This window comes from Paenibacillus albidus (assembly GCF_014644435.1).
GTDB classification, from domain to species: Bacteria; Bacillota; Bacilli; order Paenibacillales; family Paenibacillaceae; genus Paenibacillus_AQ; species Paenibacillus_AQ albidus.
The window spans coordinates 12,837-25,775 of the sequence record NZ_BMKR01000015.1; the positions used below are offsets into that span (position 1 = coordinate 12,837).

The window sequence follows — 12,939 nt, forward strand, 5'->3', positions numbered from 1 at the left end:
TACATTGCCGCATTGCCTCCGTTTAACCCTTAACCGCCCCCGCCGTCATGCCCGTCACCAGTTGCTTCTGCAGCAATAGATAGAAGATGAGTATAGGAATGAGCGCAATGGTAAGCGCGGACATTTGCAGAGTGTAGCTTGCTGTTTCAACCCCGACAAAATTCGCCAGCCCCAGAGGAAGCGTCTTGAGCGAATTGGAGGTGATCAGCACCAGTGCGAACAAATACTCGTTCCAGTTGTAGATGAAATTCAGAATGACCACCGTTGCCATGGCCGGGCGGGTGATAGGCAAGATAATGGACCAGAAAATACGGAAGATTCCCGCGCCGTCCATCACACCCGATTCCTCCAGATCTTTGGGAAATCCGCGCATGAACCCTTCCAGAATGAACACGGTCAAGGACAGATGAAACGCAGTATAGGGCAAAATGAGCGACAGATAGGTGTCAATCAGACTCATTTTTTGCATAATCAGAAATATAGGAATCAGTGTCGCATGAATCGGCACCAACATGCCCAGCAGAAATAATCCGTAGATGAAACCGCGCAGCCTGAAGGTAAACCGGGCCAGAAAATAAGCGGCCAGCGCCCCGAGCAGCACAGTGACAATCAGGGAAACAAACGTAATGATCAGACTGTTCAGAAAATAAGTATCCATATTGGCGATATCCCAGGCCTTGCTGTAGTTGGAGAAATTCAGTGTCTCCGGAAAAGAAAACGGGTCCGCCGCATATTCCTGCTCCTCCTTGAATGAGTTGACGACCATCCAGAAGATCGGAATTATATTCATAATAGCGAACAAGCTTAAAAAAGTGTAGGCAAATATCTGGAACAACGGTGACTTCTTCTTCATGATCCCATCTCCTTTCTTTAGGCGTCCTTCTCCCGGCCCAGCCGGTTAATTACCGAAATCACAACCAGACTGAACAGCAGAATCAGAATCGACACCGCACTGCCGTATCCGTAACGAAGATTCATAAATGCACTGTTATACATGTAAATCGTCATCACTTCCGTCTGATGCGCCGGGCCTCCGCCCGTCAGCACCTGGATCAGATCGAACACGCGGAAGGAGTTGCTGATGCTGTAGACCACCGCCACCATAATGGTGTTTCTAAGCATCGGAATCGTGACATGGATTGTCCGCCGCCATCCGGTAGCACCATCCAGTTCTGCCGCTTCATTGACCTCTTCCGGTATATTTTGCAGAGCGGCCAGGAAAATGACCATGTATAAACCGCAGTTTTGCCATATATAGGCCACACTAATCGACAGCATCGACCATTTTGCATCGCCAAGCCAATTCTGCCTCCAGCTGTCAAGGCCCAGGAACGAGAGGATGCCGTTGAGCATGCCGTATTCCGTGTTGTAGACCATCCCCCAGATCAAGGAGACCATAACCGAGGAAATGACAACCGGCATAAAGCCGACCGTGCGGAAGAACCCCGAACCCCTCAGCCCCTTGTTCAGCAAAAGAGCCATAATCAGACCCAGCGGAAGCTGGCCAATAAGACCTGTAATCATAATCATGACGTTGTTTTGCACCGACAGCCAAAAGGTATCATCGCTGAGAATGCGGATATAGTTATCCATTCCCACTACTTTCATATCGCCAATGCCGTTCCAGTCCATGATCGAATAATAGAACGACAGCCCAATCGGAATGATCGCGATGCCGAGATAGATGACCAGCGCCGGAAATAAGCCGATGAATATAGCCAGTTTGTTTCGCTTTAGCGTGTGCACAAGCATTCCCCTTCCAGTCTGAGACCTTTGCTCCTTCCAAAAACGGCTGTCCCTCCATCACCGGGGGCCAGCCATTCTCGGTAGAACATTTATTATTGTTGCACTCAGTTCATTTGATCGATAGCTTCCTGCGCATCCGCAGCCACCTGCTCCGGTGTGCCTCTGCCGATGGTCAGTGCCTGAATGCCGTTCTGCACTACATCCACGACCTGGGTCGGAATGATACTGTCAAAGACAGGAGCCGTACCGTTGCCGGTCAGTTCCAGCATCTCTTTCAAATACGGACTGGCGTCTTCGGGAATATCCACGGTAGCCGGAACAACTACGCCGTTTCGGATCAACTCTTTGTACAGGTCCTCACTGACAAAATATTTCAGGAACTCTTCTGCCGCAGCTTTCTTTTTCTCATCCAATCCGCTTTTGAGTGCAATGCCGTATTGAACGACGCCTGCACTTTTAACCGGATCTCCTTTGCCCCCCTCTACTTTTGGGAACAGCGCGATACCGAATTTGTCGCCTTGTTCATTATTGATGCGGATTCTCGCATCCACGGTGGAGGAGGAAATATGCATGGCCGCTTTTTCCTGAATGAAATAATCCTGGCCCTGTACGGAATCCATATTGTTGGCATCCGTATTGAAGGCTCCCAGCTTGGACAATTCGTCAATGACTGACAAGGCTTTGACAAAATCAGGATCGGTGAACTTGGCTTCTTTGGCCACAACCTTGGTCAGGAAATCGCTGCCTGTGAGACGGTCGCCAATAATCGACAGATACGAGGATTGCAGCGGCCATTGCTCCTTGTTGCCCAGCGAAACCGGCGTGATTCCGGCTGCCTTCAGCTTTTTAACCGCATCGATAAATTTCTCATACGTGTCCGGGAACTGATCGTATCCGACCTGGGAGAACATGGCCTTGTTGTAATAGACGATGTCCACAAAGGTCTGCTTGGTAGGAATGGCATATTGATGGCCGCCGACTTCAAAACCGGCAAGTGCACTTTCCGGCAAAATGGCGCTCCAGTTATCCATCAGACCATCAATCGGCTCCACCAGGCTTCCCTCTACAAGCGGAGCCAGATCGGCGCCGGGCCAGACGACGTTGATATCTGCCAGATTATTGGCCGCAGCAAGCGTGCGCAACTTGGTCTTATACTGGGCTGCAGGGACACCGTCCTGCTGGATAACAATGCCGGGATGCTCTTCCTCGAATTTGGCGATCCGGGCTTTGTAGACTTCGTTATCTACATTGGGCGACGTCCAGGGATGCATCATATTCAAGGTAATCGTCTCTCCGGAGCCTTCGCTCCCGTTGGCATTATCCGAGTTGCTGCTGTTGCTGCTGTTGCCGCAAGCCGCCGTGAACAAGGCCAGCATGCCCGCCATCGTCAATAGAGCAAGTTTCTTTGTCTGTTTGCTGTTTACCATAATCAACCCTCTTTCCTTAAGTTGTATTAGCATGTCCCATTGCGGTTCCCAGATCGTTGTCAGCGTGTCTCGTCTGATCTGTTACTCATTATTATAGAAGCTCCACACTTCTTGCTATATCCCACAAATGTTAGATTATATCCGATATTCATCAGGAATATTGAATTTCACCTTAGTTTTTTGGATAAAATCGCGATTATGAGTTATGAAATGTAACTCATGACGTAATGTATGTTTGCTTTCATTTGTGTTTTTCAACAGCAAACGCTTCCATTTATGGGATTTAGATAACCGCTTGAACAGCTCAAGCGGTTATCCTGAACCCTGTCTAAGACTGCTGTGATCCGGCAAGCAGGTGGTCCAGCATATCGGAGAGCGGCACCGTCGCGAGGGCAATCGCTGTATCGGTTACGCCGTAGTAGATATGCAGTATACCCTCATCCAGTACGCAGCCTGTAGGGAAAATCACATTCGGAATCTGATACCCGAACTTTTCATAATAGGTTTCCGGCTCCATGATAAAGTCCTTCGTTCTGGCGATGACTTTGCTTGGGTCTTCCAGATCCAGCAGCATAGCGCCGACACGATACACGATATTGCTGTCCACGCCGTGGTACAGCAGCAGCCAGCCGTGCTCCGTGCGGATGGGCGGCGTAGAGCTGCCGATTTTTTTACCTTCCCATTCACTCTCTGCTTTGGCCAGCAGCTTCGGCTCTTCCCAATGCTTCAGGTCGTCGGAATAAGTGATCCAGATCGCCGCCTGATCCGTGCCGAACGCTTCGCCGATATATTCTTCCGGCCGGCGCAGCAGGGCATATTTGCCGCCGATCCGCTCCGGAAACAGCATATTGTTGCGATCGTTGATCTCAAGGGGCGTCGTTGTGCACACATACTCCCAATCCGTCAGATTGCGGGAGGACATCAGAATGGAGCGGGTCAGCCAGTGTCCTTCCTCTTCGCCCCAGCCGTCCGGATATTTCGGAATCGAGCGCTCCGGTATCCCTGTGCCTGTCGGGTAATAGTTCATGGCACAGGGGCGCAGCGCAAAGGTCATGTAGAAGGTATCGTCAATCTTGACGATCCGGGGGTCCTGCACACTTCCATAAGGAAAACCAAGCATATCCGGTGTGACCACCGGCTTATCCACCACATGAGTGAAATGCACGCCGTCTTCGCTTTCCAGCAGCCCGAGAAAATTCTTGCATGGCGTCAACGAACCTGCGGTCCGCTCAATCATATAAAATTTCCCGTTATCCTTGATCACGGCCGGATTAAACACCGTAGCCAGCCGCCAGTCGTATATCCCCGGCACCACAATCGGATTCTCCGGATGTCTGGTAATTTTCATTGCTCTGCCTCCTTATAATAACCTGCGGTTGAAGTATAGCCCCATTATAGCGGGGGGAACGCTTCCATAATATCCGACAGAGTTTCGAAATCATCCGAATTATTCATCCGTTTGTATTTGTATAAAGCCCGGGCGCGGGCTCTTCTTCACCTCTGAACATCCCGTACAGTGCCAGCCAGCACTGCAAAAACATCCTGTTCCGAAGCCATCGGCGAATCACCCTCCACGGTGTGGGCCAGCATTCCGGCGGCGGCGGCAAATGAGACGCTATGCTGGGGATCGAAGCCTTCCAGTTCCCCGTGAATGATGCCGCTGGCATAAGCATCGCCTGCTCCGACTCTGTCGAGAACGGAGAAGGTCAATGTATCGGAAAAAGCGAAGCTGTCCGCCTTATAGATATAACCGCGCAAAGAGTGGCGATTGTCCCCATGAAGGACGCGGTGCGTCCCGGCCACTGTACACAGGCTGTAGCGGGCAGCCACAGCAGGAATCAGCTCAAGAAGCTGCTCCTCCCTTTGCTCCTTGACGGTGTTCATTCCCAGAATATGGATTGCATCTTTTTCATTCATCAGCACGATATCGGCCAGTTGGAGCATCTCTTCATAATGGGGGCGTGCCAGCTCATAGCTGCCTTCGCCCCACAGCGACGGGCGGTAATTGCAGTCAAAAATCACAAGACCGCCACGCCGCTTGACCGCTTCTGCGTAAGTCTTCATCGCCCTGCTTACCCCTTCATTCATTGCCAGCGTAATCCCGCAAAAATGCACAGCGTCGGCCTTGTCCGCCAGCTCAGCGAACGGATACGCTCCCGGAGGTGCGGTATTGAAGCTGCTTCCGGCACGTCCGGAATAGGTTACCCGGCCCGGTCTTGCCCCGAAGCCATTCTCCAGGAAATAGATTCCGAGACTGTTCCCGCCCCGCTGGATATCCTCGGAATCTATGCCGAGGCGCCGGAGACCGGCAAGCGCCGCGTCGCCCACCGGATTGGCAGGCAGCCGGGTGACCAGACTGCCGCGATGCCCGTACCGGGCCAGCGCGGACAACACGCCTACTCCACTCCCTGAGAAGGAGTATTTCAGCAGACTGCCCTGGGACAGCAGCTCATGGCCGGGAACCTGCAGCCGCATCATGACTTCACCGAAAGCGGCGATTCGTTTAGACATATTGATCCGCCAGCCTTGTCATGGACCGGTACAGCTTCTGCACATCCGCCCTTTTTGTTACGCCGCTGTCCGGGTCCATAATCGAGGTGTAGACATGCGGAATGACCTGCGGGACTCCCGCTTCCAGCACAATCGACAGAATAGCCTCAAAGTTACCCGGATCAATGCCGCCTGTCGGCTCCAGCGCAAAATTCTCTTCGGCACAGGCTTTGGCCACCGCCCGCAGCTCTGCTTCGCGGCTGAGTCCCTGCATCGGGAAATACTTCAGCGCATTTCCGCCCATATCCCGGACCAGGGCGATGGCCGCTTTCACGGGAATCACGGCATGTTCGGAATGTGCTGCACTGACCGGACCTGTAGATATATTCACCAATCCCGCCTGTCCTGAGGGAGAGACCAGACTGTTAATCCAGCTGCTTTTTCCGCCAAGATTGGCACGCGTGGCTCCAACCGCAGGGAATACCTGATTGATATGGCTCCCGCCATAGAACCTGGCAATTTCCGCTACCACGGCCGCTTGCCGGTTGTCTCCCGCTCCAAGACCAATGGATACCGCGCCATCAATCTCCCGCCCGTAAGCCTCCATCGCCTGCACTGCCTGCTCAACAGTGGCGTAATCCTTGGAGAGTACACCAACCAGCACATGGCCTTCGGCAGCCTCAAAGACGTCCTTGGCATTTTCGATATCCCTGGCCAGCACATTCAGCGCCACCCGGCCTTTGTAGAACCGTTTTGCAATCTCAGACATTCCCTTGTTCCTCCTGTCAATTCTATCTACACTAATTACTTTAAATTCATCATAACGTGGCCTTGTCCAAAGAAATATCCCACAGAATTGCGATTATATCGGAAGATTTCAGGGAGTCGTTCCTGAGAACGGGCGGGGTATCTCAAAGCAGATTTCAACGACAGAGAAAGCCCTTCTGCAATCTAAAAAACCACAAAAGTCAAAAAAGAAGTTGACCCAAAAACCATGAAATGACTACTTGGGTCAGCCCTTGTTGTTTTTTTGTAGGATCAACTTTAACCTTGGTGAGGACGCTCCGCGAACGGACCGTTGTTCCAATCGCTGTTGTCTCCAGATTTTATTCATTTTCCTTAGCGGTAAAAATCCGGAGACAAAGGCGACCGCTCCGCTTTTCCACAATCAGTCCGTCCTCTCCGCTGCTTTGAGCAGAATAAGTGTCTACAATCCTCAAAAAACGTAAAAAAAGAAGCCGCCCTTTGGTGAACTGGAGTTAGCACACAACCATTTCAAATCAAAGGGGAGGTTTCTTTTGTACATTCAAGAGGCTGAATTGCAAGAGAAGGGACACGCGCTGTTTGCCACAATCGATGCCGTAGAGCACCATGAAGAGTGTTCGGAAGCTTCGCAAGGATTTGCTGCCCAGACTGCTGAAGTACGAACAATACCAGACACCGCTTTGCTCACTTTTGTGGTTTTTAGAATGAAGAAAACTATCTCTGGTCGTAGAAAATCTACTTTCGTACCAAGAAGCGATTTTGCATTCTTAAAAGATCAACGAAACTTTTCCCGCTTAGAGCAGTGGAGAGAACGGATTGATTGTGGAAAAGCGGCAGCGTTCGCCTTGGTCTCCGGATTTTTACCGCTAAGAGAAATAAATAAAATCCGGAGAACACAGCGATTGGAGCAACGGTCCGTTCGCGGAGCGTCCACACCAGGCACTCACGTCTATCCTGCTCAAAAAAGGAAGGGTGTCCCAGGCTTATTCAACCTTGATCCATTCGTCAAAAAAGGAGTTGTCCTGCAACTCAAAATAAGCCTTTACAAATGAAACAAATTCCTTCGTATCTACCTGCTTGTACTTGTAGGTACTGAAATACGCCCGCAAAAACTCCATTCCATTGTATCCATGACTTTCGAGCAGCTCTTTAAATTTCAGCACGGGCTGAGCATATAGAGCTGAGGGTATTTCTCCCTCTTGAAATTCCGTAAGAGGCAAGTTGGAATATACCCCATTTGACTTATACAGATTTTCTGAGTACTGGTAATCCTGAAGAAACAGCGATACCGCCAGCTCTGTCATCCCCTCATCCAGCCACCCCTCATGAAAGGCGTCATTGTTGACCATACCATAGAACCATTGATGGGCAATCTCATGCACAAGCACATGCTTGACATCTTCACTCGTATAAACTGTAACAATTCCCGGATATTCCATCGATAAACGATCTCCCAGAATCACATCCAGTTGTTTATGAGGATAGGGTCCAAGGTTTTGATTAAAATAACGCAGTGCTTCTGCGGCGATTTCCAGCGCCTTTTCCTTTTGCGGATCTTGCTCACCCGCCCAGAGTTTAATCTCGATGTCATCCACAGATTGACGTATGGGTGTCAGGTCTCTGGTGAAGCTGAGCATAAATTCCTTCACCTGTTCTGCCTTCAGCTCGCCGCTGGATATAGGTTCGACCGGGTCCCCATCCGATGTGCTGATCACCCGGTAATCACCAGGCAGCTCATAATGCACGGTGAAATCACTAAAATCAGTATAAAAGGATTCTATCGCCAGCACATAAGGTTCTTTATTCCAACCCTCATTATACGTTGCCAGCATCGGGTACCACTGGGCGAGATCATAGCTTTGACCGGTTTGGCTGAACCGGATACCTTGTTCCGGCAAAGTAAATGTATAGTCCACCTCTACCTCGGTTTGCGCCAGTGGCGCCAATCCTTGCGTAAGCGGAACAGTGAGCGTATCCCCTTCCAAGGTGTAAGGAAACTCCTGTCCGTTAATTTTCACACTCCGAATGGCAAAACGGGCATCTTCCCTGTAGATATCCTTCTGCTCCTCTTGTGTAAAGACATTGGGAATCATATAAAATACAATTTGTTCCCAACGATCGGCCGAACTATTGGTAACATTGATTGTCGCCTTAACCGTAAACTGTTCTTCTTCATTCATCTTCAAGTCCAAATCATAGACCGCTTTATTGCGATTTGGAACAGGATATGAAGTAAAGCCCGATATATCCCCTTTGGTTGCTGAAGCGGTAACAGCAGCAGGTTGTGTTTCAGTCTTCACCATTAAACCAGGCAATGAAGCAGCCCGGACGGCTTCACCCGCCGGATTAAGCATCCGGTGAACCGAAGCTCCAGCAATAACCAGCATTAACGTAACGGCTATAGCCAATCCCGCTTGAAGAAACCGGGTACTGAACTTTGAGGTGGAGATCTTTCCGCGCAGCCCTTTCCCGGGCCTTGCAGCAACCGCCAGCTCCGCCGGTACAATAGTACCGGCCAGACCTGCAAACAGCGGTACAAGAACAACCGGCACGATCACCCACAGCTCTGTACCCGGAAATTTGCCGTACACTCCTGTAATAAAGAAGGCAGCAAGCACTAGAGAAAGCAGACCGGCGAGGCTTCCGACAATAACCCCTTCCCACAGGATAAGCCGGCGGATCGTATTCCCCCTCCAGCCGATCGCTTTTAGGAGGGAGATTTCCTCATTACGTTCCGATACATTTTGCCACATCAGCTCCGCAATTGTCAGAACTGCTATCATTAGACAGATTCCCACAACTGCATAATGCATCGGACCAATCTGCGCCATCGCATATTGCCCTAGCCATGAGGTGTAGAAAGTGCCTTTCAGCTGAACGGTGACAAACACAAGGAACATCATTAAGGTTGTCGGAATAATCATGGATAGCACAGACAAGGCATTCCGTTTCATTTTCCCGTTAAAATGCGCCCAGGCGAGTTGCACCAAATGACGGACCGGAGTGATCCGCCGGATGCGGGCGGACACCTCACCTGAACGCAGAGACTCGGTAGGTGAAATTCTCCGCACCAAAATTATTGGAGCTACGGCACCCAGGATATAGATCAGGAAACCCAGCGCTCCCATTGTAAGGAACTTATGTAAGGGAATTGACCGTCCGCCGATCCATATAAAAGAGGACTGCATCATCCAGATTACGAGTGCAACGAACATCCCGATTAGCGCCGCTTCGGTAAGAATTAAGCGGTTGATTTGTGAATAACGCCAGCCGATAGAGAGAAGTACGGCGAACTGCTTTTTTCTAACCAGAAAAGAAACGAGATTAGTAACCACCACATAAATAACTGCCATGCACATCATTAGAAGCAACAGGCCTGAATATCCAATCTTCACCTCATTAACCAAGGTAAACGAGGCCCCAAGCTTGATCCATTGCTGCTCAATCCATCCTAATGCCGTTTGTGTACCACTTGGCGGAACTTCAATCAGTACCGGCTGCGGTGATGAAGCAAAGGTGACATCTGCCAGCAACCCGGTCTCTTCCCGGATCGTAGCAGCAAGCTGTTCCAGCTTCGCCCGATTGGCCTCATTGACTTCTTCCACTCCGGCGGCCTTAATACGAATCACGGATATAGGCTTATCTCCCAGAATTAAGGCTGCGGCATCCATAGTGGTCAGCATTGTCGGCGGACTGGTCACCAAGCCCAGCGGATTATGAATCGAAGTAATCTCCAGCTGGGGATTTAGCGGCTCTCCATTTTTACCTAGCACTGCCTTAGCTGAAGGGGTACTGTAAGTATCCATCGGAAAAAGATTGCCGATATCCTTGTCGACCTTCAGCCGGGTGGAATCATACATCCCGATGTATTCTGGTGTTATTTGAAACTGTGCCGGTTGCTCAGGGTTCTGCGGGTCCATCAGTTTCTTGAGCGGGCGGTAATATTCCGGAAAATCGTCCGAAAAAGCAGTGGTGTATACGGAGAAAGGATTAGGTTCACCAGATTCTTGCGGATCATATGTTTGTAATTGATAGGCATTATGCCAGCGGTCTTTGTAAGGGCTGGTAACCGGCTTAAAGGCAAGTGGCGATGAGAGATAAAAAATTCTAATGCCTTGAAACTGTTTCGATGGGTCAAACAAGTTGGAAACAAGGTCATTAAGCACCTCTTCCGAAGTGTAGGTTCGGGACTCGCTTGATGCCACGGGAGCCTTATCCAAATAAGATTTGAGCCCTTTAGTTTTAGCTTCGGTTAGTGTAGCTTCTGCTTCCCCTTGGGTGGCAAAAGGCACATCTAAACGCTTGGTCTGAAAAGTGTAGGTGGCGTTCTCCGGCAAAATATTGCGGCTGACCAGTATCGGCAGTTTAATTTGCTTCATTTGAAGATCATCATGAACCTTCATTTCACTTTTATCGCTATCGTTGAAGTATCGGCTACCTGTACCCGGAAGAGGGACTATCGCCTGATTCAATCCTACCAGCCTTTGCTCTTCACCAGGGTCTATTCCGACTAGCAATGACTTATATTCTAAAAAGCTTTTTACTTGGGAGTCCAATCCATAGTCCCGGATTACATCCTGTGGATCCAGAAGATCACTGTTTAAGAACCCATAGCTTCCGTAAATATTGGTATTCTCTATGCTCTGGATCTGAACACCATTATCAATGGTAACCTGGTTCGTGATATGGTATAGTCCGGGTTTCTCCAACCTAGTTATTCCATTAAGATCCACACCATAACTGCTGTAACCGATTACCGCCAACGGGGCCGCTATCTCCACCCCGGGTATTTGTTTGATCTGCTGCCATTGCTGCGCCGTAATTCCTCCTGAGATCCCTCCCGGTAAATTAGGTTCCATCAGTTTGTTCTTTTCATCGGTCAAGGTTGTCCCTGCCGGACGCACAAGAATATGATAAGAGACCTGCCACTTATTCTGGAGTGTCTCCATAACCGTACCCTTGTTGGATTCCGTTATTCCCGATAGAATACTCAGACCTGAACTGACAATAAGAACACCGATCAGCAGCACAATGAAACGTTCCTTATTCCGCCACCAGAAGGAGCCCAGAAGCTTCAGCATAAGGCACCTCTTACGGAGCCCGCTTGTTCGTTAACGACACTTCCGTCCCTCAGTTCGATGATCCGTTCCGCTTTCTCCGCCAATTTCATATCATGTGTAACAACGATGATCCCACAGCCCAGATCTGCTTGTATTTGCTGCAATAATTCATAAAAAGTCTCCGCATTATGGGAATCCAGATTCCCCGTGGGCTCATCCGCAAACAACCATTCCGGGTCATTCACCAATGCACGGGCGATCGCCACCCTTTGTTGTTCACCGCCTGACAATTGCGAAGGCAACATGTTCATTTTGTCTGCGAGCCCAAGCTGTGACAACAACCCTTCAGCTTTCTCTTTATACTTGACGGCTGTTCTCCTTCCATAAAAAGGAGACATCACATTCTCTATACTGGTTAACGTAGGCAACAGATGAAAATGCTGAAACACCAGCCCAATGGTTTCAAAACGATAATCCGCGAGCCGTTTTCCTTTTAATGAAGAAACATCCACATCACCAATCTCAATCCGCCCGGTTGTCGGCTTGTCAAGTGTTCCAAGCAAACTCAATAAAGTCGATTTACCGGACCCCGACGCACCCACAATGGCCGTGAATTCCCTCTGCAAGAAGGTCAATGTAATATCCCGCAGCGCATGGGTCTCCACCTCACCCGTCTTATACGATTTACAGATGCCCGTTAAACTAATCTCTGTTGTCACATCGCACACCCCTTTTCCAAAACTGCCCTCTCTGTTCTGTCATTGTGTACGCAAACAGACTGTAAATGTTTCATTTTTATTCCATTAATTCAAATGATAAGGATGCTAAAAAGGTCAATTATCGTGGTTACGACCATAATTGACCTTTTTGTAACGCTATTGCGTTATTTAGTTTATAAAACTCAAGCATTAATGTACGTGTAAAAAAAAATGAAGAATACGCGGGTATTACATGGGTCATATGTGTTATTGGTTGAATGATGAGTTCATTCGTTAGTGGGGTTTCCCCACCAATGTTAACTTACTTACTTAGTCTTTGAAGGAAATCTGCAAACACGGCTCTTGTTGCATTACCGCAGCAATTCATTTTTATTCTGATGTTTTCTATAAATCTTTTATTACTCAATATTAATTGTTTATTCTCTGCATTTATAAAACTTCTCAATGAATCTGCACATACCTCTATTAATTCTTCATCATCAGTATCAATCAACAATAATAGAGCTCTCAGTTCATATATATTATTTGCATCATCCAAACAATAAGCCAAATTGCGCTTCCATTCCACAGTCTTATTACTAATTTCCTTTAGTAAAACTTCCCAATCTTGATGAGTGAATTCCGATAAAATTTCAGTGGCTCTTATAGCACCAACATCATACCAAAAATCATTTTTACTGTTTTCATCAGAAAATTCCGTAATATATTGATTAAATTCATCGTACATGTCGA

General features: G+C 48.9%; 10 protein-coding genes. 1 reads left to right on the forward strand and 9 read right to left on the reverse strand.

Going from position 1 to position 12,939, the window contains the following annotated elements; genetic code table 11:
- Positions 1-22 precede the first annotated feature (22 nt).
- From IEY53_RS18035 to dagF, 6 genes are all read right to left on the reverse strand, one after another.
- Entirely contained in the window at positions 23-853 is an 831-nt protein-coding gene (locus tag IEY53_RS18035; RefSeq protein ID WP_189027372.1) for a carbohydrate ABC transporter permease, read from the reverse strand.
- Positions 854-870: 17 nt separating this feature from the next.
- Complete coding sequence (locus tag IEY53_RS18040; protein WP_189027374.1) at positions 871-1,746, reverse strand: carbohydrate ABC transporter permease; 876 nt, start codon at positions 1,744-1,746, stop codon at positions 871-873.
- A 104-nt stretch (positions 1,747-1,850) separates the two neighbouring features.
- Positions 1,851-3,173, reverse strand: a complete 1,323-nt coding sequence (locus IEY53_RS18045; protein ID WP_189027376.1) for an extracellular solute-binding protein — start codon at positions 3,171-3,173, stop codon at positions 1,851-1,853.
- 328 nt (positions 3,174-3,501) lie between these two features.
- Positions 3,502-4,521, reverse strand: coding sequence for a glycoside hydrolase family 130 protein (locus tag IEY53_RS18050; RefSeq protein WP_189027377.1), 1,020 nt, complete (start codon positions 4,519-4,521; stop codon positions 3,502-3,504).
- Between the two features lie 146 nt (positions 4,522-4,667).
- Entirely contained in the window at positions 4,668-5,684 is a 1,017-nt protein-coding gene (locus IEY53_RS18055) for a sugar kinase (RefSeq protein ID WP_189027379.1), read from the reverse strand.
- Complete coding sequence (dagF, locus tag IEY53_RS18060; protein WP_189027381.1) at positions 5,677-6,432, reverse strand: 2-dehydro-3-deoxy-phosphogluconate aldolase; 756 nt, start codon at positions 6,430-6,432, stop codon at positions 5,677-5,679. Before dagF ends, IEY53_RS18055 begins: the two co-directional genes overlap by 8 nt.
- A gap of 529 nt (positions 6,433-6,961) precedes the next feature.
- On the opposite strand from dagF, the gene IEY53_RS18065 reads away from it, so the two are divergent.
- Entirely contained in the window at positions 6,962-7,480 is a 519-nt protein-coding gene (locus IEY53_RS18065) for a hypothetical protein (RefSeq protein ID WP_189027383.1), read from the forward strand.
- Here the strand turns inward: IEY53_RS18065 and IEY53_RS18070 are convergent.
- From IEY53_RS18070 to IEY53_RS18080, 3 genes are all read right to left on the reverse strand, one after another.
- Positions 7,412-11,509, reverse strand: a complete 4,098-nt coding sequence (locus IEY53_RS18070) for an FtsX-like permease family protein (RefSeq protein ID WP_189027384.1) — start codon at positions 11,507-11,509, stop codon at positions 7,412-7,414. The two genes, IEY53_RS18065 and IEY53_RS18070, sit on opposite strands and share 69 nt — an antisense overlap.
- Positions 11,503-12,207 carry an ABC transporter ATP-binding protein gene (locus IEY53_RS18075; RefSeq protein WP_189027386.1) on the reverse strand — a complete coding sequence of 235 codons (705 nt, stop codon included), beginning with the start codon at positions 12,205-12,207 and terminating at the stop codon, positions 11,503-11,505. The genes IEY53_RS18070 and IEY53_RS18075 overlap by 7 nt, the downstream gene beginning before the upstream one ends.
- 301 nt (positions 12,208-12,508) lie before the next feature.
- Complete coding sequence (locus IEY53_RS18080) at positions 12,509-12,934, reverse strand: hypothetical protein (protein WP_189027388.1); 426 nt, start codon at positions 12,932-12,934, stop codon at positions 12,509-12,511.
- Positions 12,935-12,939: the final 5 nt, after the last annotated feature.

Bases quoted from the DNA above. Each gene is read 5' to 3' on its own strand.
- IEY53_RS18070 (WP_189027384.1), bottom strand. From the start codon at position 11,509: ATGCTGAAGCTTCTGGGCTCCTTCTGGTGGCGGAATAAGGAACGTTTC.
- IEY53_RS18045 (WP_189027376.1), bottom strand. From the start codon at position 3,173: ATGGTAAACAGCAAACAGACAAAGAAACTTGCTCTATTGACGATGGCG.
- IEY53_RS18080 (WP_189027388.1), bottom strand. From the start codon at position 12,934: ATGTACGATGAATTTAATCAATATATTACGGAATTTTCTGATGAAAAC.
- dagF (WP_189027381.1), bottom strand. From the start codon at position 6,432: ATGTCTGAGATTGCAAAACGGTTCTACAAAGGCCGGGTGGCGCTGAAT.
- IEY53_RS18050 (WP_189027377.1), bottom strand. From the start codon at position 4,521: ATGAAAATTACCAGACATCCGGAGAATCCGATTGTGGTGCCGGGGATA.
- IEY53_RS18055 (WP_189027379.1), bottom strand. From the start codon at position 5,684: ATGTCTAAACGAATCGCCGCTTTCGGTGAAGTCATGATGCGGCTGCAG.
- IEY53_RS18035 (WP_189027372.1), bottom strand. From the start codon at position 853: ATGAAGAAGAAGTCACCGTTGTTCCAGATATTTGCCTACACTTTTTTA.